At 39.9% G+C, this 24,415-nt stretch carries 24 protein-coding genes; 5 read left to right on the top strand and 19 right to left on the bottom strand.

Annotated features, from left to right (window positions below; translation table 11 throughout):
• Window positions 1–128: 128 nt before the first annotated feature.
• From L1272_RS16145 to L1272_RS16100, 10 genes are all read right to left on the bottom strand, one after another.
• Window positions 129–1,499 (bottom strand): sigma-54-dependent transcriptional regulator, encoded by a 1,371-nt coding sequence (locus tag L1272_RS16145; RefSeq protein ID WP_054552130.1) that lies wholly within the window; start codon window positions 1,497–1,499, stop codon window positions 129–131.
• Entirely contained in the window at window positions 1,496–3,235 is a 1,740-nt protein-coding gene (locus tag L1272_RS16140) for a sensor histidine kinase (RefSeq protein WP_138617388.1), read from the bottom strand. Before L1272_RS16140 ends, L1272_RS16145 begins: the two co-directional genes overlap by 4 nt.
• A 22-nt stretch (window positions 3,236–3,257) precedes the next feature.
• Window positions 3,258–5,240: a TonB-dependent receptor plug domain-containing protein gene (locus L1272_RS16135; RefSeq protein WP_235373853.1), complete on the bottom strand. Its 1,983-nt coding sequence runs from the start codon at window positions 5,238–5,240 to the stop codon at window positions 3,258–3,260.
• A gap of 194 nt (window positions 5,241–5,434) precedes the next feature.
• Window positions 5,435–5,704: a CBU_0592 family membrane protein gene (locus L1272_RS16130; protein WP_054552127.1), complete on the bottom strand. Its 270-nt coding sequence runs from the start codon at window positions 5,702–5,704 to the stop codon at window positions 5,435–5,437.
• Window positions 5,705–5,851: 147 nt separating this feature from the next.
• Window positions 5,852–6,103 (bottom strand): hypothetical protein, encoded by a 252-nt coding sequence (locus L1272_RS16125; protein WP_054552126.1) that lies wholly within the window; start codon window positions 6,101–6,103, stop codon window positions 5,852–5,854.
• Between the two features lie 38 nt (window positions 6,104–6,141).
• Window positions 6,142–6,546 (bottom strand): DUF1761 domain-containing protein, encoded by a 405-nt coding sequence (locus L1272_RS16120; RefSeq protein WP_054552125.1) that lies wholly within the window; start codon window positions 6,544–6,546, stop codon window positions 6,142–6,144.
• Window positions 6,547–6,698: 152 nt separating this feature from the next.
• Complete coding sequence (locus L1272_RS16115) at window positions 6,699–7,232, bottom strand: response regulator transcription factor (protein WP_054552124.1); 534 nt, start codon at window positions 7,230–7,232, stop codon at window positions 6,699–6,701.
• A complete protein-coding gene (locus tag L1272_RS16110; protein ID WP_166340917.1) occupies window positions 7,229–8,440 on the bottom strand; it encodes a sensor histidine kinase in 1,212 nt (403 codons plus the stop codon). Before L1272_RS16110 ends, L1272_RS16115 begins: the two co-directional genes overlap by 4 nt.
• Window positions 8,441–8,457: 17 nt before the next feature.
• Window positions 8,458–8,862, bottom strand: a complete 405-nt coding sequence (locus L1272_RS16105; RefSeq protein ID WP_054552122.1) for a nuclear transport factor 2 family protein — start codon at window positions 8,860–8,862, stop codon at window positions 8,458–8,460.
• Between the two features lie 8 nt (window positions 8,863–8,870).
• Window positions 8,871–10,181, bottom strand: coding sequence for a metal-dependent hydrolase family protein (locus tag L1272_RS16100; RefSeq protein WP_235373852.1), 1,311 nt, complete (start codon window positions 10,179–10,181; stop codon window positions 8,871–8,873).
• Window positions 10,182–10,332: 151 nt separating this feature from the next.
• Here L1272_RS16100 and L1272_RS16095 point away from each other — a divergent pair, with 151 nt between their 5' ends.
• A complete protein-coding gene (locus L1272_RS16095; protein ID WP_235373851.1) occupies window positions 10,333–11,406 on the top strand; it encodes a ketoacyl-ACP synthase III in 1,074 nt (357 codons plus the stop codon).
• Between the two features lie 68 nt (window positions 11,407–11,474).
• Window positions 11,475–11,861 (top strand): SMU1112c/YaeR family gloxylase I-like metalloprotein, encoded by a 387-nt coding sequence (gene gloA2, locus L1272_RS16090; RefSeq protein ID WP_209328366.1) that lies wholly within the window; start codon window positions 11,475–11,477, stop codon window positions 11,859–11,861.
• A 1-nt stretch (window position 11,862) separates the two neighbouring features.
• Here gloA2 and L1272_RS16085 read toward each other — a convergent pair whose 3' ends face one another.
• Both L1272_RS16085 and L1272_RS16080 read right to left on the bottom strand, forming a co-directional pair.
• The gene (locus L1272_RS16085; protein WP_209328365.1) at window positions 11,863–13,224 is read right to left on the bottom strand and encodes a leucyl aminopeptidase family protein; all 1,362 of its coding nucleotides are present in this window, start codon (window positions 13,222–13,224) and stop codon (window positions 11,863–11,865) included.
• Window positions 13,225–13,310: 86 nt separating this feature from the next.
• Window positions 13,311–13,721, bottom strand: a complete 411-nt coding sequence (locus L1272_RS16080) for a hypothetical protein (RefSeq protein ID WP_054552118.1) — start codon at window positions 13,719–13,721, stop codon at window positions 13,311–13,313.
• 106 nt (window positions 13,722–13,827) lie between these two features.
• On the opposite strand from L1272_RS16080, the gene L1272_RS16075 reads away from it, so the two are divergent.
• The 3 genes from L1272_RS16075 (at window position 13,828) to L1272_RS16065 (ending at window position 18,493) form a co-directional block, all read left to right on the top strand.
• Complete coding sequence (locus L1272_RS16075) at window positions 13,828–13,980, top strand: oxidoreductase-like domain-containing protein (protein WP_082389209.1); 153 nt, start codon at window positions 13,828–13,830, stop codon at window positions 13,978–13,980.
• A gap of 297 nt (window positions 13,981–14,277) precedes the next feature.
• Window positions 14,278–16,863 carry a TonB-dependent receptor plug domain-containing protein gene (locus tag L1272_RS16070; RefSeq protein ID WP_235373850.1) on the top strand — a complete coding sequence of 862 codons (2,586 nt, stop codon included), beginning with the start codon at window positions 14,278–14,280 and terminating at the stop codon, window positions 16,861–16,863.
• Between the two features lie 145 nt (window positions 16,864–17,008).
• Window positions 17,009–18,493 (top strand): tetratricopeptide repeat-containing sulfotransferase family protein, encoded by a 1,485-nt coding sequence (locus tag L1272_RS16065; RefSeq protein ID WP_235373849.1) that lies wholly within the window; start codon window positions 17,009–17,011, stop codon window positions 18,491–18,493.
• Here L1272_RS16065 and L1272_RS16060 read toward each other — a convergent pair.
• From L1272_RS16060 to L1272_RS16030, 7 genes are all read right to left on the bottom strand, one after another.
• A complete protein-coding gene (locus tag L1272_RS16060; protein WP_187490871.1) occupies window positions 18,426–19,328 on the bottom strand; it encodes an alpha/beta fold hydrolase in 903 nt (300 codons plus the stop codon). The genes L1272_RS16065 and L1272_RS16060 overlap by 68 nt on opposite strands.
• 435 nt (window positions 19,329–19,763) lie before the next feature.
• Window positions 19,764–20,726: a hypothetical protein gene (locus L1272_RS16055; protein ID WP_235373848.1), complete on the bottom strand. Its 963-nt coding sequence runs from the start codon at window positions 20,724–20,726 to the stop codon at window positions 19,764–19,766.
• Between the two features lie 87 nt (window positions 20,727–20,813).
• The gene (locus L1272_RS16050; RefSeq protein WP_235373847.1) at window positions 20,814–21,212 is read right to left on the bottom strand and encodes a hypothetical protein; all 399 of its coding nucleotides are present in this window, start codon (window positions 21,210–21,212) and stop codon (window positions 20,814–20,816) included.
• A gap of 269 nt (window positions 21,213–21,481) precedes the next feature.
• Window positions 21,482–21,937: a hypothetical protein gene (locus tag L1272_RS16045; RefSeq protein ID WP_235373846.1), complete on the bottom strand. Its 456-nt coding sequence runs from the start codon at window positions 21,935–21,937 to the stop codon at window positions 21,482–21,484.
• A 117-nt stretch (window positions 21,938–22,054) separates the two neighbouring features.
• Window positions 22,055–22,222, bottom strand: a complete 168-nt coding sequence (locus L1272_RS16040; protein ID WP_165385119.1) for a hypothetical protein — start codon at window positions 22,220–22,222, stop codon at window positions 22,055–22,057.
• A gap of 64 nt (window positions 22,223–22,286) precedes the next feature.
• Window positions 22,287–22,745: a hypothetical protein gene (locus L1272_RS16035; RefSeq protein WP_138617418.1), complete on the bottom strand. Its 459-nt coding sequence runs from the start codon at window positions 22,743–22,745 to the stop codon at window positions 22,287–22,289.
• 276 nt (window positions 22,746–23,021) lie between these two features.
• Complete coding sequence (locus L1272_RS16030; protein ID WP_235373845.1) at window positions 23,022–24,221, bottom strand: DUF642 domain-containing protein; 1,200 nt, start codon at window positions 24,219–24,221, stop codon at window positions 23,022–23,024.
• Between the last annotated feature and the right edge of the window lie 194 nt (window positions 24,222–24,415).

The following is a 24,415-nucleotide window of genomic DNA, read 5'->3' as shown; positions in this document are numbered from 1 at the left end:
TAAATAACAGTAAATTAACTTTATTGACGTAAAAGAGGCTATTTTTTATGGGTGGATATCCACACATTTTTAAAAATATGCTGTCACCTGTTCCACCCATTGTGAAGAGTTTAATGTGAGAGAGTTGCTTAGTCTTTAAACATTTCGCGATTAATACCGTATTTGGTCATCTTGTCGTAAAGGGTTTTACGGGCAATTTGTAATGTGACCATGGTGTCTTTTATGCTGCCGTTGTTTCGCTCTAGCGCTTCTTCGATGAGTGACTGCTCATAGAAGCTAATCTTCTCCGCAAGACTTAGATCTTGAGCAAGTTCATTTTGATTATTTGTGTCGCTGTAAGAAGCAAAAGCCAGATCAGAACCTAGCAATACCGCACGTTCAGCCTGATTTCTAAGCTCTCGCACATTTCCCGGCCAATCATACGCAAGGAGTCGTTGTTTAGCTTCACTACTCAATGGCGCAGGCGGCTTATGAAAACGTGTCGCCGCTATCGAGCTGAAGTGTTTAAAAAGCAGTGGAATATCAGCTTTTCTATCACGTAATGCCGGAATACTCACTTTTACTAAATTTAGGCGGTAATATAAATCGGCTCTAAACTCCCCTGCTTCGACTAGTGTCATTAAGTCTACTTTGGTAGCAGCAACTATACGTACATCTAAATCAATGGCGTGGTTATCGCCTACAGGGGTTACTTTGCGCTCTTCAAGCACCCTCAACAACTTTACTTGTAAACTCGCAGGCGTAGACTCTATTTCATCTAAAAAGACAGTGCCGCCTTTGGCAAATTCAAACTTACCTTGGCGAGATTGTGTCGCCCCTGTGTATGCACCACTGGCTGCACCAAAAAGCTCACTTTCAATAAGTTGCTCAGGTATTGCGCCGCAGTTTATAGCAACAAAATTAGCCGCTGAACGATTACTTTGATCGTGTAAATAGCGAGCAACTAACTCTTTACCTGTACCAGTTTCACCTTCTATTAGCACATCTGCTGGCGTATCGATTACCGCATTAAGTAAATGCATCATTTGTTGCATTTGTTCGGTTTCACCCAAAATACGCACACCGGGCGCAGACGTTTTTTCAACAGCAATTTTTAAGGCGCGGTTTTCCATTACTAACGCACGTTTTTCTGAAGCACGAGCAATACAATCTAATAACTGCTCAGTTAGTGGCTTTTCAAATAGATCATAAGCACCAAGCTGCATGGCTTTAACGGCCACAGATACATCAGCAAAGCCGGTAAGAAAAATAACCGGTAGCTCGCTATCAAAGGCTTTAACTTGCTCTAAAAATGCCAAGCCATCCATTTTTGGCATGTTTATGTCGCTTAGTACAATACCTTCGAAGCGACGACTTAATTTTGAAAGTGCCGCTGTAGGCTCACTAAAACACTGAACTTGATAACCTTCAATCTCAAGGAGCTGCTTCAATGAATCACGGATCACCGCTTCGTCATCGATAACGATTACCTGATCACAGGTCGCTGCAACTTCACTCATGATGTTTCCTTGTTAGTTTGTAAAGTTATAATAAATTGTGCTCCGCCCTTAGGGCGGTTATGGGCCGTTAGGCGGCCATTAAATGAGTCGATTATTTGCCTTGAAATAGACAAGCCCAGGCCTAAACCATTGCTGGTTTTAGTGCTATAAAATGGCTCAAAAATATTACCTAATGCATGTTGATCAATACCCGGGCCAGTATCGAGAATTGATAGCTTTACTCGGTCGTCAAACAGTTCAAGCTCAAAGCTCAGTTCGCGTTTGTCAGATTCACTCATTGCTTGGCTGGCATTAGTGATCACGTTAACCAAGACTTGCTCAAACTTAACGCTGTCGACCCATACTGTTATGTTTGCATCAATATCTGCGGCTTTAACTTCGATATCATCTTGCTTTAACTGTGCGCTTGCAATCATTAAGGCATTTTTTAACATACTCGCTAAGCTTTGCTGTCTCAGTTGAGTTTGTGCCGGTTTACTAAAATGCTTTAGCTGTGCAACAATTTTGTGTACACGCTCTATTAACGACTGCACCAAAACTAAATTTTCGCTGGCTTGCTCAATATTTCCTTTGATAAGTAACCTTTTTGCACTCACTAAGTAGGTATTCATGGCACTTAATGGCTGATTGATTTCATGGTTAATGCCTGCACTTAACTGACCAATAGTTGCAAGTTTAGCTGTTTGGATCAGCGCTTTTTGAGCCTTTTCGAGAGCCTGAGTACGTTCTATAACCTCTTGCTCAAGACTGTGCCTAGAAAACAATAGCTTTTTATAACCAGCAAAACGTACCATTGCCGTATGAATAAGTACTACCGCAATAGCATAAAACACACTAAACCAAAGAAGCCTAGGGATTTGTGCAAGCTCGACATTCGTCACATCCACCAACACACTCGCTTTGGCGTTAATGATATCAATGCTTTCAACAGCACTAATAAAGCGCGATTGCTTACCGTTTAATAAAACTTTTTGAAGTATGGTTTGTTCATTTAGAGGTTTATGGGTATAGGGCAGTAAAGTGGGTTTATGTGACAGATATCGGCGCGATTTAACTAATGCAGCCATTTGTTCATTATCAAGGGGCTTAAGTGACTTTAAACGCCAATCAGCTACATCAGACATAACAATAACGTTGTCTTCAAGAGCAATGTAGAAATGTGAAGTGTCTGATGCATTGAGTAGCTGGCGGTCTTGTTCAAATTTTTTGGCATTAACTTTTAGTGCCACTACCGCAACCACCTCGCCTTGATAAAATAACGGCTCAGAAAAATAAAAGCCTCGCTCACTAGAGCGCATACCCAAAGCAAAATAAGCAACTTTTTCACCTTGTTTGGCTAAATAAAAATACGGCCGAAAAGCAAAATTACTTCCTAAGAAAGTATAGTCAACTTGCCAGTTACTACTTGCTAAAACAGTGCCTGACAAATCCATTACGTAAACATCTGAAGCCCCACTCGCTCGTTGAATATCTTCAAGATAATCATTGACCGCATCTCCACCAGCACCTTTTTCGACAATAAATGATTTTACCAAATCATTGGCACTTACTAAGCTAGGTATGGTTTTAAATCGTGCTAATTCACTTGCGATATAATGGCTTAGCTGAGTAGCTTGTGTTTGACTTTGATGCTGAGCTTGTTCGTAATCATGGCTTCTACCGAGATAAAAAACTAATATTAACAGCATTATTAGCAATACACCTGCTGCAATAAATTTTTTACTTAATGACGACATTCAAACCTTACGAACAGGACTACTAGAAATTGAATTGGTAGTGTAACGATAATTCCTCAGTTGTACCAGCGACTGCGCCATTGTCAATGCGAGGATCAAATGCGTTGTATTTTTTTCCTAACAAATTTTCTGCTTTTAGCATTAGTTGGCTGTTGTTGTTTAACTGCCATTTTAAACTGCCACCCAATAAGCTGTAAGCAGATTGTTTAAAGTGAGCACCTGTCTCTGAGCTTACTTCAACTGTATCGCGCCACAATAAGTTTAAGCTCACCTGCCATGAATCAGATAAGTTATAACTACTGATTATGCTTGCAAAGCGCTTAAAGCTCGCATTGATTGGATCTTCAAAGTATTGCGTATAAGTGCCTGTAATCGAAAAGTCTTTACTTGATTGCCAAGTGCTATCAAGCTCGATACCACTGTTTTGAGTGTTGAATGAGTTTGTAAAGGTAAACAATGCATCATCTGATAATGTTGGCTCAATATTTATAAAATCATTAAGTTCATTATAAAAAAGCACTGCATTAGCTTGTAACTCTGAGGTTTTATAATGCCAAACAAGTTCAGTGGTTTTTATCGACTCAGAGCGAAGCGATGGGTTACCTATTGTCACATCATCATTTGAAAAAAGCTCATTGGTAACCGGTGTTCTAAACGATTCACCATATTGCAGCTTAACAGTATGCTCTGAATTTATTTTATAGACACCCGCAAGACGTGGAGAAAGTTTACTGTCGATGTCCTTCACATCGTCATAGCGTGCACCAATAAATAAAGTAAGTGCATCTGAGGATGGTATTTTTAGCTGTCCATAAGCACTCAAGGTTTCGAATGTAAACTTAAGTGACGAAAACTCAGGAAAGTCCATCACAGACACGATCCCTTGCTGTTCAAAGGCAGGGTCGATAATTATTTGCTCTGAATCGAAATCATAATAAGACGTGCGGACTCCTGCTTCAGTTTGCTTAGCTTCTGAGTATTCAATTCCCGCAGCAAGCTGCCATTGGTTATCGAATTGATAACTTAACTCAGTTTCGAATTTACTGTCAGTTGTTTGCCACGCAGGGCCAACGAGAAAGTCTGGAATATCGTCAAATGTAGCGATTAACCCTGCACTTGAAATATTATGCTTTGTGAATGAGTAACTAGAATCTAGCTTTAACTTATCGTTATTGATCCAGTTGTATTTAATTCCCACAAAGGTGTTATCACTGTTATGTTGGTTTTGCTTAGAATATCCAGCGAGGTTTAAAAATTCATCAAGAGAGGTTTCGTTGTAACGAGCACGTAATTGCAGCTTTTTGTAATCAACACCTGCTTCTAGGTAAAGCGCCTCAAGAGGATCTTTTACTCCTTGCGGGTAGCTTTCGCCGTCTTTTTGATCATACGAAAAACTCGCAAAGAGTGATGTATCATCACTTAAAGAGGTATTGAACTGCCCTGTTGCCCCGTAGCGACCATTATTGCCAAGCACAAGTTGCAGTGTATTTCGCTCTTTAGAGGTAACAATATTCATCACCCCTAAAAACGCATTACTGCCATACAGAGCCGAGCCTGGACCGCGAATAAACTCTATTTTTTCGATAACTTCCACAGGTATGTAAGGCAAATAAACAGAAGCCTTACCAAATGATGATTCATTAACTCGCTCACCATTTATCATCACCAAAACATTACCGCTATCTAGATAAACGCCCCGAGCATGATCTTTAGGCACCGCCCCTACCCAATCACCTCGAGTTGATTGCATACCAGGCACAAAATTCATCACTTCGTAGGCGTTATCAACCCCTAATGCTTGAATTTGCTTACGACTAAAAACACTTATTGTAGAAGGGACTGATGACAAAGTTTCGTTGGTTTTACTTGCTATATCGACTTGAACATTAAGTAAGTCTTCAAAACTTAAAGAGAATAAGTCTTGCTCTTCAGCCGCGTTTGCAACCACTGGCGAGGTTGAGGCAACTGCAATAGTAAAAAGTGCTGAACATCTGAAAAGATCCACGGTAAGCGATACCTGTACTTATAGCCCGTGTTGCAAAAGCAACACCATGTTTACACTATTAATACAAAAGATTGGTAAGCTTGCAATGTTTTTATAATTTTAGTTTATAAAGTTTTCTTAAATAGCGACAAAAAAACCCATTTTCAACTGTAAATGGGTTTCTAAAAACGTCTGTTTTAATGAGCCAAGCTTAATTAAGCTGTTTCAACATTTCCAGTACGCTTTGCTTTGATGTACTTATATAATCCAATAAGTGACGCCGCTATCCAGAAAATCTCAATAACAAAACTAGCAAGGTTAAAGTTATAACAAAGACTGATCAGTAACAGAATTGCGCCCGTTAAGTTCATCATGTTATACACAAGGCCGGTTGGCGATGCTTTATTCAGTTGTAGTAAAAAGAAAGCACCAACCACTAAGAATGTGCCTGTCATGCCAATAATATCAAATAAAAGTGCTATCACGTGCGTGAGTCCATTTTGTTCATATGTTTATACCCATACAACTGGCCCAATCCATGGGGAGGGTTGTTTTCATTCATTGAAACAGCAAACCGGTCAATAGTATCAGAGCATGAGTAAGAAACGAGGATAAATGTCCGTATTCTAATTCTATTTATGTGTCACCTTACCACCGATTATTTTTAAAGCTGGAGTACCACGGATCATGGTCTGGCGGGCAAATGGGCGTTGGCAGTCAGGGCAAATACCGGTGTCATTGGTAAAATCTTGGCTAATCCGTTCAACAAAGCATTTAACCAACGCGCCTTTTCCACCTTTACGGTATTTAAATAACTGCGTTTTACATTGTGAACAAAAAATATCGACCGTTTTAGTTGGCCCTTTTTTATTTGGTTTTGCCATTAATCCATTTATTATTTCAAAAAGTGCATGCTATCACGCTATGACCAGAGACCCAAAACCAAGCCAATTAATGAAAATTGTAAAATAGCATAACCTGAATTTACCAAAAACAGTTTTAACGGCCGCTGCTCGAATATGTAGCCTATGCCTATAGCAAGGCTTACCCAACATAAACCAATTATAAAACCTGTACCAACAGCCACCCCAACAGCAACATTGGGCCCAACAAATAATGAAAAGCTAAATGAGATCAAACAGCATAATATTAAACTGCTACCAAAAACTTTAAATGGATTAATTTGTTGCAAATCTAACTCAGTTAGACCACAGCTCTCCATCCAAATACGCTTAAATAACCAAGGTGAATACCAGACAATTCCCAATAAGAATGAAGCAAGACCTGCAAAAAAAATTGCGAAAAAGTTAAGTTGATAAAAATGCATACACCAGACTCATACAACGATTAGGTTTAACATGACTTTAGTTAAGGATCAGCGATGCAGCAAATTTAAAACACGTAATTTTGTACCTATTTAGAATTCAATCCTGTACTGATTTACGCCTTCTAATTATTTTACTTACGTTAATAATCACTTTACTGCTTAACTGGTTTTTTCTGTAATTTACGCTGCAATGTTCTTCTGTGCATATTCAGTTGGCGCGCAGTTTCGGAAATATTACCATCGTTACTGTGCAAAACATGTTGGATATGCTCCCACTCAAGGCGCTCTGGCGACATAATTTTGTTTGGCTTTGATTCTTCAAGTGATAGGTTTACCTCGGCGTCTCCCAAGATTGTTTTTAAAAGTGAATTAAAATCGACAGGTTTTGGTAAATAGTCGTCAGCACCTAATCGTATGGCTTCGACTGCACTGGCAATACTGGCAAACCCAGTGAGTAACACAATACGAGCTGAAGGAAATTGTTCTCTTAAGGGTTTAATTAGCGCAAGGCCGTTATCATCCCCGAGTTTTAAATCCACCAGAAAATGGCTCGCCTCAAAAGTGGTTATATGCTGTAAAGCTTGCTCAGCGTTATGAGCAAGTGAACATGTGAAGCCTTGTTTTGTAAAACGCCTTGCCAGTGTGCTGGCAAGATTTTCATCGTCTTCAATAATTAAAAGTTTCATACAATTTTTAAACTAACCATCGCAATTGCACCTTGCTGTGGGTGATTGCTTAGTGTTAATGAGCCATTTAAGCGCTCTAAAGTCACATTCGAAAGCATAACTGCCATCCCCATACCATTGTTACTTGGCATGAGTTGGCCACCTAATGATGCCATTTGTTGTTCGCTAAAACCTTGACCGAAATCACGTAACGACAATGAAACTGTTTGCTGATCTATGTGCCACTTAGCTTCTACGCAGTATTGCTGATTATGGTTATTCGCCGATACGGCGTTTTGCAGCAAGTTTAAAATAGCCGGTAACAGCATGGCATCACTTAAAATCGAACAATCAGGGGCGTTATTTAGCCACTGTAAGTTTTGCTCTGGAAAATGCAGTGTCATCGCATCTTGAATGGTGCTTTGTAGTGTTTCAGCGCTGATCACTTGCCGTGTTTGACCGGTCCTTAAGGCATTTGAAAGCGACCTAAAATGAGCAAGCTGTTCTTTACACTGGGCTAATGGCTTAGCCATTTCTTGTACAATGGGGTCATCAGCTTGTTGTTCTTTCAGTTCTTCAAATAACAGCTGTAAGTTTGCGATAGGCGTTGCAAGTTGGTGCGTTACTTGTGCAGCAGCGCCATCAAGCGTTAATAATTGCTCATGCCTTAATTGTTGCTCACGAGTTCGTGCAATGGTGGCTTCTCTTGCTCTCAATGTACTGTTTAATGTACCAATAACAAAAGCAATAACAATGGCGCTAATAACAAAGTTAATCCACATACCAATAAAATGATGCGTCATCTGCATTTGGTGCATGGTGTGCTCAGGCATATTTATCAGTAAAAAGCTATAAGCGGCGATTGCCAGCACTGCGGTATAAGCAAGCCCTTTCGCATTAACAGAGACCGCAGCGATCATTATCGGTAACAGTAATAACGACACAAATGCATTGGTAGCCCCGCCACTTAATGACAGCAAAATCGTTAAAAACAGTAAATCGGCTGTCAGCTGCATCAGTACAGCGGCTGGTCTGGCTTTGGTTACTTTTCTATAAGCGAATATACTTAACAGCTGAAAGATTGCTTCAACACAAATAACAGCAAGTAAAGGCAGTAAGGGGATTTGGTATTCAAATAGAAAGTACACCGCAATAACAGCGACAAATTGTACGGCGATTGCGGCGCTTCTTAAAATTAGTAGGCGACTAATCGCCGGATCGGTTTGCATAACGGACTCTTTAAAACTTAATCATCGTCCATTGAAATTGTAAAAACAGCACAAGGCGTTCCTTGATGAAACACCATTTGCCATTGTTTACCATTAAAACGCCACAGTGACATACGAATGGAGTAATTAAACTCTGACCGCGCAGAACGTCTAAAGGCTGCTTGATAGCTCAGCTGTGCAATATCATCACTGAGCATTCGACCTTTAAAGTGTTGATTATAAAACTGCGGTACTACCTCAGTTGGCAGACGGGTTAACACTTGGAACTTATTAAAAGACGTACCATCAGCAGCTATTTCAATAAAATCATCATCAAGTAATGCATCAAGCGCTTCAGCAGATTGCCGAACTTCTGGCTCAAGTAGCTGCCGCTCAGCATCAATTAAATGATTAAATAACGTCTCTTTAATTTTACCGCCCATAGTAACCCTTACTGTTTGAGCACTTTACCGCCCTTCATAACAAACTGAACCTGACTAAGTTCATTAATGTTATCAAGCACATTCATATTAACGCTGATAATATCTGCTTGTTTACCAACACTCAAGTCACCGAGGTTATCACTTTGACCTAATAGTTTAGCAGCTTCAACGGTGGCTGATTTAATTGCTTGTTTTGGTGTCATGCCATATTTAACTAATAACTCGAACTCTTTAGCATTGTCACCATGCTTAGATACGCCTGAATCTGTACCAAAGGCTATTTTAACCTTGTTTTTTAATGCTAATTTAAACGACTCTTCCATTTTTGGCGCCACAAATTCAACCTTCTCAGCAATAGCTTTTGGCATATTAGGGTTATTTAGCACTTCTTCTTTTACTGTCGCGCCAGCGAGTAAGGTTGGAACTAAATACGCGTCTTGCTTTTTAAATAATTTAACTGTGTCTTTATCTAAAAAAGAGCCATGTTCGATTGAATCAACACCCGCTCTGAGAGCTGCTTTTATACCTTCTGTGCCATGAGCATGAGCGGTGACTTTTCGGCCTAAATGATGAGCAGTGTTAACAATGGCACTGAGCTCTTCATCAGTAAATTGCTGATTAACCCCGGCCGCTGTATTACTTAAAACACCCCCTGTTGCCGTAATTTTGATCACATCGGCACCACTTTTAATTACATCGCGTACCGCACGAGTACAATCGTCAGCACCATCACACACACCTAAGCCACCTCCTTCTGTCGCTTTGGTAATATCACGGCGATAGCCATGCATGTCAGCGTGGCCGCCGGTCGGTGTGATCATATCACCTGCTGCAAAAATGCGCGGGCCAACAATGTCGCCACGCTCAACCGCTCGTTTTAATGGGAAGATAACTTGATAGCTGCTACCTAGGTCGCGCACAGAGGTAAAACCCGCATTAACCGTGCGTTTTAAGTATTTTAAAGAACGTAGTGCATAATCTGCTTCGTATTCAGTGACCCATTGATGTGGGTTACGCGTTGCATCTCGCTCAAAGGTAACATGAACGTGCATATCAATTAGACCCGGCAAGACCATCTGATTTTTTAAATCAATAACATCTGCATCATTGAGGTCTAACTGCTGTGTTGTTAAGTAGCCTGCTTTTATTGCAGCAATTTTATTACCTTCAATAACCAATGTTTGCTGCTCTTTAACACTCTGTTCAGTGCCAACAAGTACCTTTCCTGCATGAATAAGGGTGGTTTGTGCATTAACCACAAACGTAGATAACAAAGATAGTACCGATAATGTGCTTATTTTTAGATTTATTTTTTTCATAATCGCCTCTTTTTTATACTAGGTTTAACTTAAATACTGAGTAAATGCCATTATTTACGACATAGCGCGGCAATGAACTAGTGTTAACAAGTGAATTTTGATATAACTTCGGGAAAATTTAACAAGTCTGACCACATAAAGAGAACACATTATGTCTTATGCCCAAATTACTGGCTGGGGTAAATGTATACCACCAGCAAGCATCAGCAATGATGAAATTAGCAATATTGTTGATACCAATGACGAATGGATCACAACACGTACAGGCATCAAATCTCGCCGTGTCAGCCATGTTTCTACTGCCGATTTAGCGACCGTTGCCGCAAAACAAGCGCTTGCTTGTGCTGGTGTTGATGGTAAAGACATTGATCTTGTACTTCTTGCGACTTGTACACCATCAACTATGGTGGCAAATACGGCCTCTTTAGTGCAAAAAAACATTGGCGCGGTTGGCGCTGCAGCAATGGACACAAACGCTGCATGTTCAGGCTTTTTATATGCATTACAAGCAGCAACGGCACAAATTCGTGCTGGTATGATCAAAAAAGCAGTCGTTATTGCCGCTGAACGTATGACGTGGTACATAAACTGGGCACGTCGCGACAGTGCGGTATTATTCGGTGATGGTGCTGGTGCCGTGGTATTAGAAGCCTCAGACACACCATCAGGTTTACTTGCCACTAAAACAGGTTGCGACAGTGAAGATCGCGACATTCTGCATATCGAAAACTTCGGTAGCGATTTAAATAAGTACGAGCCAATTGGCCCTTCTAACTTATTATTCGAAGGTCGCGAAATCTTCAAACGTGCTGTTAAAGGGATGAGCGAAGCTTGTGACGACGTTCTGAACCAAGCGCAGTTAGAGCTTGATGACATTGACGTATTAGTTCCTCACCAAGCCAATTTACGTATTATCCAAGCTATTCAGCAACGTTTGAAAGTAGCTGACGAAAAAGTCATGGTGAACATTGCCGATTACGGTAATACCTCTGCTGCAACAATTGCGATCGCCATTTGTGAAGCGGTTGAGCAAGGGCTTATCAAACCTAACTCAAACATTATGTCAGCAGCCTTTGGTGCTGGTTTAACTTGGGCGGCGAGTTACATTAAATGGGGCGAGCGTGTAACACCTATCTCGGTTTCTGATGCAGCTCTACCTGAGTGTGATAAAACAGGTCTTGAACTGGTTGCACCGGCTGTTGCAGCATGTAAAGCGGCAGAGTAATCCCCCTATCATTTATAGAGAAGCGCGGCTGAGTCCGCGTTTTTTTATGGGCATAAAAGGATTAATTTATGGAACTATTAGGCATACATCATGCTGCAATCATCTGTAGCAACTATGAAAAATCAAAGCATTTTTATAATGAAATATTAAAGCTGCCAATCATTCACGAACAATACCGCGCTGAACGTGACTCGTATAAATTAGATTTAGCACTTCCTGATGGCAGCCAAATAGAGCTTTTTTCGTTTCCTGAAGCGCCACCGAGACCAAGCTATCCAGAAGCACAAGGGCTACGCCATTTGGCGTTTAAAGTCGCCGATATTGCAAAATCTAAGCATTATTTAGAACAACAAGGCATTTCGGTTGAAGAAATAAGAGTGGATGAAATCACCGGGAAGCAATTTACGTTTTTTGCCGATCCCGATGATTTACCGTTAGAGCTTTACCAACTTTAATTTATTGGAAGCGATCTTGTAGGTAGTTGAACACAGCACGAATACCCAGTGCCTCACCGCCTGCAGGACGACCCGGTAATGCACGTAAGTTCCAGGCCATCACATCAAAGTGAACCCATGGCGTACTTGGTTCAATAAACTCTTTTAAGTAAAGTGCCGCGGTGATCGCACCACCAAATGGAGTGGAAGCACAATTAGCAATATCTGCTACGTCACTTTTTAATAATGCTCTGTATTGATCAAATAATGGCAGTTGCCAAACAGGATCATGACAGCTTTCGCCTGCATCCATCAGTTTATTAGCCACTTCACGGTTATTTGCGAAAAAGCCAGGTAATTCTGTACCGAGCGCAACACGGCAAGCACCTGTAAGGGTTGCAAAATCAACGATAAGATCGGGGTTATCATTTTGTGCTTCAGCAAGTGCATCACACAGCACTAAACGGCCCTCAGCGTCCGTGTTATCAATTTCTACTGTGATCCCTTTGCGAGTTTTGATCACATCACCCGGTCTAAATGCATTTCGAGAAACCGCATTTTCAACCGCAGGTACCAGAACACGTAAGCGAATTGGTAAGTTGGCAGCCATAATTAACTGCGCAAGGCCAATAACATGTGCTGCACCGCCCATGTCTTTTTTCATGTTGCGCATACCTGAACTTGGTTTTAAATCTAAACCGCCAGAATCAAAACACACGCCTTTACCGACTAAGGTAATTTGCGGTGCATCTTTTGCGCCCCAACGTAAATCAAGTAAGCGAGGTTTATTCTCAGACGCACGACCAACCATATGAATCGTTGGGTAGTTTTGCTCTAATAATTCATCACCCACCCACTCACAGAACTCACCATCAAAGGTATCAGCTAAATCAGCCATTACTTGTGATAAATGCTGCGGCATCATATCCGCAGCAGGCGTATTCACTAAATCACGCACTAAATTAATTGCACTTGCATACTGCGATAAACGCTTTACTAACGATTCGTCTTTAATGGCAAGGGTAGCGCGTGGCGAAGGTTTTTCTTTATATTCACTAAACTCGTAACCGCCTAACACAAAGCCCAGTGTTACTTGCTCTACAAACTTTTCATCACCTTGTATTTGGTAACAACCTGCAGGCAGTTTTGTTGATAAGTCACCTGCTAACCAAAAGTCTTGTAAATCATTTACCAGACAATAAACATGCTCAAGTGAGCCGGTTTCATTATTAGCAACTAAGGCCATGCCTTTGTTTTTAAAATCACAATTTGTTAGCCAATTTTGTAAGGCTTGCGGCTGCTCGGTTAACCACGTTGATAGGTCAGCTTTAGCAATAAATGACAGGGGAATTCCCGAAGAAGAATGGCGAATTAATGAACTCATTAAACGACTCGATATAAAGAAAAGGTATTTAAGCATACCAATATCTTGATACAAAAGGTATAGGCAAAATCAGATAAAAAACCTAATCAGTCTTTGTTTTGTTTCTCTTTTTCTTCTTTTGCTACTTGTTGATCCAGCTCTTTAATTGACTTATTAATATTGAATGAACTAGGTAGCACATCGACACCAACCCATTGCCCCAGCTTTACAACCAAAGGAATGGTAATAGGTGCAAAGGGTAAAACTGCAAACACACCTAAACCAAGCCCTTTTAAGATATCTAAAAACTGCTCATTAGCAGTATGTAACTCTTCTTTAGTAGCTTGGCCTTGGGTGTATCGTCTATAGATATGAAGCATTTCTTTTGTTTCTTGCTTTTCTTGGGCAAGTGCGATTTTGAGTGCTACCATAGCGCGCTTAAAACGTAATGTTTGACGCTTTTTGGTAATTTTAGCCACTCGAAATGGGGCTCGATGAATAACTTTATATAATCGCATTTAGTTATTTTCACACAGCATGCGACGTTCACAAAGCATAATTTACTTATATTAGATTTTACTTTATCCTTAATACTCTATTCGTAACTATTTTTCAGTATTAAAAATGAACCAACCTAAACAACAAGCTGAGCCAAAACCCAAAAAACCAGCTTCAGATGAGTGTTGTGGAGGTGGTAGCTGTTGCCCATGTGTATGGGATGAATACCGAGAAAAACTGCAACAATGGCGGTTAAGCAATAATTTGCAACAAGCTTAATAGACCGTTCCAAATCAAAAACCGTTCAAAAACCATCCAAAAAAGCCTTCTATCTAATTATTTTTGCATAATTTATATATTTTCTTACGCTAAAATCCAATATCGAGAATAAATTATCCTCTTTACTTTCAATAAGATAATCCACAAAAGAACGACAAAAAACAAAGAAACACCCACAAAACAACATAAAATTAACAATTTGCAAAAATTATTTACAGGATGTATAAGAGATTTACACCAAGTTCTAATACTTTATTTGGTGACATAATCATAACTATTCTAACTGGGGAAGTCGGAATGAAATTCAAAAATAATGCGCTACAACAAGCAATTAAATTTGCTTTAGCGACAACAACAGCAGGCCTGTTTGTGTCGGGTTCGGTTGTTGCTGCAGAGCAAGCAGCTGAAGAGACGAAAGTTAACAAAAATGTAGAGAAAATTGCCGTGGTGGGTACTCGTTCAGCACCACGTTCAATCGGTGATTCACCAGTACCCATTGATATCATTGGTGGTGAAGAGCTAGATAAAGGTGGTAACACCGATATGCTTGAGCTTTTAAAAGGCTCCGTTCCTTCTTTTAACGTTCACCAAAACCCAATTAGTGATGCTGCGTCACTTGTTCGCCCAGCTAACTTACGTGGCCTTCCTTCTGACAGTACTTTAGTACTTGTTAATGGTAAACGCCGTCACCGTGCATCTGTTATCGCTTTCTTAGGCGGTGGTATTAATGATGGTGCTCAAGGTGCCGATATCTCTGTTATTCCAAGTATTGCCTTAAAGCAAGTAGAAGTACTTCGTGATGGTGCTGCTGCACAGTATGGTTCTGATGCAATCGCGGGTGTAATGAACTTTGTATTAAAAGATGCCTCTGAAGGCGGCTCATTCGAAATACGTCAAGGTGAATACTACGAAGGCGATGGAGATACAACGCAAATTTCTGGTAACGTGGGTCTACCATTTACCGATAGTGGTTTTGCTAACTTAAGCTTCCAATATAAAACAGCTGATGCGACTAGCCGCTCAGTACAACGCCCTGATGCAGCCGCACTAGATGCCGCAGGTGTGCCTGAAGTATCTTCGTTAGCACAAGTTTGGGGTGCACCAGAAGTTGATGATGATATTACTATCTTTGGTAACATCGGTCTTGAGTTAAGTAATTCATCTGAATTCTACATGTTTGGTAACTACTCTGAGCGTGATGTACGTGGTGGTTTCTACTATCGTAACCCACACACTCGCCCAGGTGTTTACTCAAATGACGGCGGTGAAACACTGCTTGTTGGTGATTTAACTGGCGATATGAGCGGTAACTGTCCTACCGATATCATGATTGATGATAACGTTTTAGATAACCAAAGATACATCGATGAAGTTGCTAACAACCCAGACTGTTTTGCGTTTAACGAAATGCTTCCGGGCGGTTTTACACCTAACTTCGGTGGTAACATCACTGATACTGCATTAACAATTGGTACTAAAGGTGAAATCACATCTGGTTTCCTTGAAGGTGCATACTATGACTTAAGCGGTACAGTTGGTTACAACGAATCGCGTTACTTCATCTATGACACAATCAATGCGTCATTAGGCCCAGAAAGCCCGCGCGATTTCAGCCCAGGTAAATACTCACAGTTAGAGAAAAACTTTAACGCAGATTTATCAAAAGGTTTTGACTTTGGTTTAGCTTACGATGTAAACGTTGCCGGTGGCCTTGAATGGCACGAAGAAACCTTTACTGTTGTTTCTGGTGATGTAGCGTCTTTCACAGCTGGCCCACTAACTGAACAAGGTTTTGGTATCGGCTCGAACGGTTTCCCTGGTTTCAAACCATCTGATGCTGGCGAATACACTCGTCGTAACTATGCTGCATACGTTGATGTTGAAGCACCATTCACAGAAGACTTCTTAATGGGCTTAGCGCTACGCTATGAAGACTACGACACGTTTGGTTCAACAACTAACTACAAGATAACGGGTCAATACCACGTAACTGAAGACTTGAACATTCGTGGTTCAATCAGTACTGGTTTCCGTGCACCAACTGTTGGTCAAGCAAACGTAAGTAACGTTCAAACTAACCTAAGCAGCGGTGTACTTGTTGACTCGGCACTTTTACCACCAACAAACCCAATTGCAGTGCAATTAGGTGGTACAGAGCTACAACCTGAAGAGTCTCAAAGCTACACGTTTGGTGCAGTATGGACACTTGGCGACTTATTCTTCACAGTTGACTACTACAACATCCAAGTTGATGACCGTATCAGTCAATCAGATAAAATTGAATTAAGTCAAGCAGATAAAGACACACTTGAAGCAGCAGGCGTGCCAAACGTACAAAACTTAGCGCAAGTAAGCTTCTTCACCAATGACTTTGATACAACAACGCAAGGTATTGATGCAGTAGCTAACTACTCAACTGATTTGTTAGGCGGTAGCTCAACATTCAGCTTAGCGTACAACTGGAACGACACTGAAGTAACTAAGTCAACAGACATTACTGGTGAATTTAAAGTAAGCCGTTTAGAAAATGACTTACCAAACCACCGTGCAACACTTAGCTGGGCACAACAATGGGAGAGCTTCTCTGCATTTACACGTGTTAACTACTATGGCGAATACCAAGGTGTTCACGTAGATTACGATGCAACAGCGAAAACAGCTGATGCTGCAGTAACCATTGATGCAGAAGTGACTTACTTCCTAACTGAAGAGCTTAGCTTCTCTGTTGGTGCGACAAACTTATTCGACCAAGAAGCAGAGAAACTTGATTTCTTCGATAGTACTGGCATCCCTAACAATAACTGGGGTGGTAAATACTACGAAACGTCGCCATATGGTATCAACGGCGGCTTCTATTACGTGAAAGCTACCTATACTTTCTAAATAGAACAGCTTTCTAGGTTGAGCAATCAACCTAGAAAGTCGATACCCCGGATTTTTTCTGGATATTTATAGTTAACCAAGGCGAAAGACATTTCGCCTTTTTCGTTTTATAGTAAATAAAAATAACAAATAACCCGCCATTCCTATGCTGTTAGAAAAAGCGAATCAACTACTGAATGAAAACAAGCTTAAAGAGGCCGAATTTCATTTTAAAACCATTCTCGATTCAGATCCTGAAAATGGCGAAGCGTTATTTGGATTGGGCCGCATTGCACTGCGTTTAGAACGTTATGATGCCGCTGTTTACCTTTTACAAAGAGCCTGTGAACGACTACCGCACATGCTTGAACCACTCCATGCCCTTGCCGATGCTTTTAATGGCGTGCATTCACCGCAAGATGCCTTAACTGTACTCGAATATGCTAAATCAATTGCCAGCCATAACCCTGAGCCACATTACTACCTTGCCCAGCATTATTTAACTTATGGTGAGTTAGACAAAGCGTACAGTATTTTAAAGCATGCACTCGGTATGGGAAATTACCCAGTGACGGCGTACATTTTATTTGAACTAGTACAGTTTGGGCGCTTTAACAACGAACAAAATTACATAAATGAGCTACACCAGTTTTTAACTTTGACCAATAACTTGCGCTTAAAAATGGTGTGTTATTATGCCCTTGGTAAAAGCTATGATCAGTTAAATGATACAGAACAAGCTTTTAACTACTTCAGCCTAGCTAATAAGCTACAAACAAAACTCACGCAGTTTAGAACCCGTGATTTAGAGCCATTTTATCAGCGCATTATAGAGCAAAATACGGCCGAGCTAATTGATGCCAGAGACAAAACATTTACAGGTACAATTACTCCCATTTTTATTATTGGCATGCCAAGAAGTGGCTCAACCCTAGTAGAACAAATGCTGGCAAGCCACGATGACTTTGCCAGCCTTGGCGAAGATGCCAGTATCAGTAATCAGGTTGTTGCATACCTTGAACAACAAACGCAACTCCCCTACCCAGATTGCTTAGCAGAGCTAAATCAAGGGCTGATTAACAATGCCCGCAATATTTATATTGAACGAATAAAACAAGCGCCAGTTGTGCGCCCTTTTATGATCAACAAGCTACCTGCTAACTATCAGTCACTTGGATTGATTTACTTACTCTTTCCTAACGCCAAGTTTATTAATATGCAGCGCGAATATGATGCAATTGCGTGGTCGGTGTTTAGCAACTATTTTGCTGAAAACGAACCTTATTTTTGTTCACTCCCAGAGTTTAAACAGTACTTTGATTTGTATCAGCAATTAATGGAACATTGGCAAAATGTGATGTCAGAGGCGGTTTTTGATTTAAGCTATGAAGCACTTATCAGTGACAGCGAACAAACACTAACAGCCCTGTGTAAGTTCTTAAACATCGAGTACAGCACACAGTTCTTAGATTTTTATAAGTCAAAAAAACCGGTGGCAACGCTCAGCAAAACGGCTGTAAGACAGCCGTTAACTGATAAAGCATTAGAAAAATACAAACGCTACGAGAGCGCAATGCACACACTTATGCGTGAGTCTCAAACCAGTTCAACAAGTCAACAAACTGATCAAAACGCGCCTGTGGGTGAGTGAGCATATTAATGTGATCATAATCGACCTTATGGCCAAACTTACGGCCATAAATGGTCATCCTTTGCTTGCCGATGCCCGACTCTTCCATAAATTTTTCAATATCAATCGGCTGGCATAGAGCTTTATCTTTAACACCCGCCACATGCATAATGGGCGGCAGTGCCTTATCAGCTAATGCGTTGGCGTAATCAAAGCCATCGTCAGTATCGACCCAAGGTTTACGCTTAGCCCACTGCATACTTTGATAATGTGACTTACGGGTTTCATCATCACTACCCCATTTCAGCTTTTTAGCCGGCACAAAGCCATGCTTACGGGCAACTAAGGGCGCCAACCCATACCAAATCAAATTACCTTGAATATACTTGCTTGGGTGATGGTTATACAAAGACCGTTTAGAACCAAAATAGCCGCAGGCTTTCACATCATCAATCAACTCAGGAAAACGGGCAAACACACTGTTCATTAAAACCCCACCCCACGAGTGCGCCACCCAATAACGAGCAGGCTCGCCTTCAAGCTGTTTAATTTTATCTAGAAATGCGGGGATATCTTCTAAAATAGCCTCGGTTTGGCCATACTTTGCATGCTTTGAAATCGCAGGTTTACTTTCACCACGACCACGTAAATCAGCCACATAGCAAACATAGCCATGCTCAGCTAAAAATGGCGCCAAGCCTTTATTGCTGTGGGTATAAAAAATTTTGCCATTTTCAACGGCACCATGCATAAAAAACACCGCTGGGCCTTTCGCATCAGTCTTACTGATACGGCGTAAATGTAAGGTTTGGCTTTCGGCGAGTTTAATAAACACCGATTCTTGTTTAATCGTCACGTTTGACCTTTTTATTCTTATAGACTCATCGTACCAGTATTAAGTTACGCCAGTCTATTCAGCAAAGCAAGTTTTGGCGTGGCGATTGCCATTCAAAATGAGAATCTCAGGCACGATGAGATTTTGATTAAATAGTAACACCAATGCAGAGCCATTATTTATCGATGTTAGAAATTCTAGTTACAGAAGCATCTGGCTAAATTTTGATAATTTCTATGTAACGGAATTAAAATATACGGAGGAGACAGCCTTTTGCCATTCGTGGTCTTAAGTTTATCATTAAGTGTGAACAGACGTTGAGCATGATAAATATCTGGACAAAAGCGTGTTGGTGTATTTATTTAGTAACGCTTTGCTAAGCGGCAATAAAATATCTGGCTCAAATGAGGTCGGGGTAGCGCAAGCCAAACGTTTTAAGTCCTTTGAAGTCTCTTCTTATAGCGCGTTTTCACAAAAGCATGATAGGCAAAGACCTGATTTACTATCAATCAGCCTTTCTTCACAACACTCTTCTTCACACATTTTGCTTAAAAGAGTTCCATTGTAATTGTAATTGCAAATGCAGCATTCATACGAGCCCTCGGATTCGGTTAATTGATATGTCTTTGCACAATCATGAATAAACTCGTGATCCCAGAAATCCATTTGCGAAACGACTTGGTAGCAACTTGGGCAATGAAGTGATCTTTTCGTTTTATTGTAGTTAAAGTAAAGCTTAACTTTTGCTGGTGTTAATACTTCCATAACAGTTCTAAATTCGTTTAGTAATGCGTTTAAGGTATATGATTCAGTATTATCTTCTTCAAACATTTGGACTGAATTTACAGGAGTTTTGTCGAGATACTGCTTTCTAGATTCAAACCAACTACCTGTATCAGAAAAATAATGATAAGCAAATAATATAAATTCAATAACTTCCACAGGCTTTACAGTTAACGATTTGTCTACCGTATGCATGACCTTATTTCTAATAACTCGAAGTTTTTCATACCACTGTACAAATTGATCAGTAAATCTTGTTCCACAGACGGTATCATGTACTTTTAGCAAGTCTTGTGCATCAAGAGTTCTAAACAGTGAAAACTCAACATCCTTTTTACTACAACCTTTTGGCCAAGATTGAGGGCTACCAGAAATTAGCAAATAAGGAGAAACATTAGCAATTCTGCCTTTTATATAGAATTCCACAGCCTGTTGCACGAGAGCTGTAGCACTAATTAGTGTTTGTTTGGCTGATCCCCAATATCTCTCACTCTCAACTGAATGTTTTGAATCATCAATTAGGTCGACTATTTTTTCAAACTCACTAATGAGTTCGACAACTGAATCCCAAGAGGAATTTAAATAATCCGTAGCTGCATTGAAAAAATCGTCTTTTGTTGGAAAATCAATAATCAACGCACACTCCTTTTCTCCATTGCGCTATAACGCTTTAAACAGCGGAAAACGCGAGCGTAGAGAGTGGTTTTCCGGTGATTTAACTTGTTAGTTTTCAACTGCCGCTACCAATTTACCGTCAATTGAAAGACTGCCATCGCGAATTAAGACATCTCCAAGCCACACTGAACCGTAAAATTTATTGTCCAAATAAAGTTCTTTACTGTACCGACCAACAATTTCCAATTTATGCTGACTCGATTGTGTGCCAAATATTACGGTATGCCGTAAAGGTGAAGGTGACGTTTTGCCTTCAGTCGAAATAGGCATAAGTTCCTCACTATAGGGTTCTATAATTTTGATGGTTAGCCCTGGGTGATTGACATTATATTCCACCCAATCACCAACTCGCTTACCTGTATCTGCGCCAGTAAATCCAATCAAGTTAGCACAACCTGATACAAAAAATACAACACCTAACATGCTCAATTTGAAAAACGTACTCATAGAATCCTCTAAAAAACTAACAATTTCATAGTGCGCGCGACACGCACCTTTCTCCCGATGTCACGCTCATGTATTAATAATTCTATTATTAACAAATAACGTAAGGCATCGGCAACTCGTATTTTAAATTAGTCCTAAAGGTATTCAGAAAAAGAAAATGCGCTCGTCGCTCATTTTCTTGAATATGGGAGCGAAATATCTATGCAGTGTATTTTTACAGCGACCGATATTGGTACCACACAAAACGTCTCATCTGCATTTTAATTCATCTAGTCATGTGGTGACTTACACAATTCATGATGCCTTAGGCGGTTACCAAACAACGAAGTGAGTCTATCTGTACCACCTGTTTTTTCATAAAACTCTTGTACTGTTATTTCTTTTTGTTCGTAGCTCATTAGCTGCCAAAAACCGTAAAAGCCTCTAAACCAAAAATAATAGAACACAGCTCCTACGCCTAAAAAAAGATATACCGCTTTACCTGCTTTTTGTTTGTATTTTATGGCGCAATAAAAAAACCAGATACAACTTAGTACAGCGACAATGGAAAACCCTAAAAAAGGTGTCACTACAGAGTTGGCATTATCCCAAAGTGAGCTTAGACAGGTTGAATGCCAATTTAACTGCATAGAAAAAATTAACGTAATTTTAAAAAGGAAGTACAATAAAACGGTTGTAAATACAGCATATAAGATACCACTTTCCTTGCTTTGTTCTTTTTTCAATTCTTTCCCTTTATGTTATTAAAAGCCCTGCATGATTATTTTACTGTTGAGTGGTTAGGTTGCTGTTTAAACCAAGTATGATAATTTCAGGTGTACTATTTGTTTTACTAATCTCGATTAGTCTTTACACTCAAAACCTTTAGAGTCGACTTTAGCGATGTTGTCTTTATTGCCACACTCTTTAATTGCCATCTCTGTGTGATTGTGCTCATTGTATTGTTTAGCAATTGCGCCAAGGCTTAGCACAATTACTACAGCTATCACTATTTTTTTAATTTTAGACATAAACATTCCTTTGAAAATAAACTATTTAAATACAACCAGTTGCGCGCACTATTTTTGATAAAACTTAATCAATAAGCGCCATCGAATTTAAATTGAAGTTATAAATAGAGAATGACTCACCTTCTTCTTTTAACGTGACGGTTATTTGTGCGTCTCCATTAGTATATGAAGCTGGAATTAAATAAGTAACATAAGTACCAGAACCACCTCCGGTAACAGCATTAGAGCTAACATTTATAAATTCAAATTCACCTAGTTCTTTTAATTCGCCCAACTTTGAGAATGCACGCATGATTTTAGAAATATCTTCATCTGTGGCATTTTCAATTGATGATGGGGTCATATAGTTTTTGAGAATTTGAGGGTCCCATTTAGAGATATCTGTAATTGCTGAATTTAGGTAAGGAATAGCAGTTTCTTTGTAAGCAGAGGATTTATTCGCAGTCCAAATTGCTAAAAGTACAAATAAGCTAATTAACACTAAAAATGTTATACCAATTCCTTTAAGTATCTTTTTAACCATGATTTTTATTATTCTTTCCTTAATTGAATCACTTACGAATTTATCAGCTTTAGGTGTTTTATGGTAGTACCCAATGTGACCCAATTTGAGTAGAAATTTTTAAACACTAATTTTAGTTGCTTGTATCATGGCCAATATACCCGATCTTTCGCTCTTAACCTCAAGTAGCCCATACTTTAAGCAAAGCAACCTATCAGTTATCAAATAATTTTGCTTACCATATTTAATAGACTAAATAAAATAGCCAGAACCACTGGCTATTTTTATAAACACCGCCTATTCGCAGTAGTTATCTACGAAAGTTAAATCATTAATGTGCTCTGGTGCATCCATAACGTAACTAGAGTCAGCCGTTTGAGGATTAACACTGTAAATCTTCGCATTTTCGCCTGCTTTTCTTCCTGAAACATACAACGTTCCATCATCAGCAATCGCTAATCCTGAAGCCCAATTAATGCCGTGTTCACCAACTAAGGTTAACTCCATCGAACCATCATCAATGGTATAGAGTGATTGACCTGTTAATACGTAAAGTACATTATTATCAGCAGAATATGCTACATCACCATGTGAGAAAGAATCTCCCGAATAGCGCATCTTGCCTAGTACTGTTTTTTCTCCAGTTTGCAAGTTGTAGTCATACATATAAGTTTTACTTGTCGCACGTAAAGATTGTCCGTCTGCCGTGACTGCTGAACGATAAATTGGCCAAGATGTAGCATCAGCCTCAGCAACTTGAGCGCCCGTTTCTAAATCTAACGACCAAAGTTTTGACGCTTTCGTGCCCGACTCAAGTTGTTCCATAAAATAAAGTTTGCCATCATAACTTGCAATGTTTGAAGCCGTATTTTGCGCTCCTGCGACCACACTGTAAGTATTTGTCTCTAGGTCAAATTTATAAACATAACCCGTTTCAGAAGAACCAAAATTGTTAATACCAAATATACCAGAATGACAAGCCTGCTTTTGAGTGACAACAACGTTATCAATAAAACCGCCTAGACTATCACTCGCACCTGCGCCGCTAAAACGAATTTCTGAAGAGTTTGAATCTGCTTCTACAGATAATGTAAATGATTGCCAGCCTCTTTGCGTCGCATTTACGTTTAGTACTGTTGTTCCATTCCACTTCACATCAACTTTATTTGTATCATTGTTACCGTTAATACGAGGCGAGTAGTAAAATGAAACTTCATAAGTTTTTCCAGCCTCAGTTGCGACTGTTTGAAAGATGCTGTAATTAGAAGTAGAGTCTAGCTCGACATATTGATTACCTTGCTGAGCAGAAATAAGACCTAGACGCGATGTTTGAATTTCAAATCTTGCACCTTCACTTTGCCATCCGTTAACTTCATCTAACAATGTCCATGTTGAATTTACGACATCCAGTTCAAATGAGCCGTTTGCAATTAAATTGTCTGCAATTGCAATTTGCGAAGCAAAAAGTGAAGACATTGCTAAAATAGATAACTTCATATAATAATTCCCCAAGATTAGTTGTATTCACTGCATTGTGAAAAAACAAACCACCTCAATCATTAAACCGCGAATTCAAGTCCGAAGTGCACCACTCGCTAAATTAGGCTGCTTTGCGTAATTCATCGAATATTACCGCTGGTTGCCTAAACCCTAGACATTTTCTCGGCCTCGCATTGAGCGCCTTTTCTATG

The organism is Pseudoalteromonas sp. PAST1 (genome assembly GCF_021532515.1).
Taxonomy (GTDB): Bacteria; Pseudomonadota; Gammaproteobacteria; order Enterobacterales; family Alteromonadaceae; genus Pseudoalteromonas; species Pseudoalteromonas simplex.
This window is presented reverse-complemented; position numbering and strand designations above follow the sequence as displayed.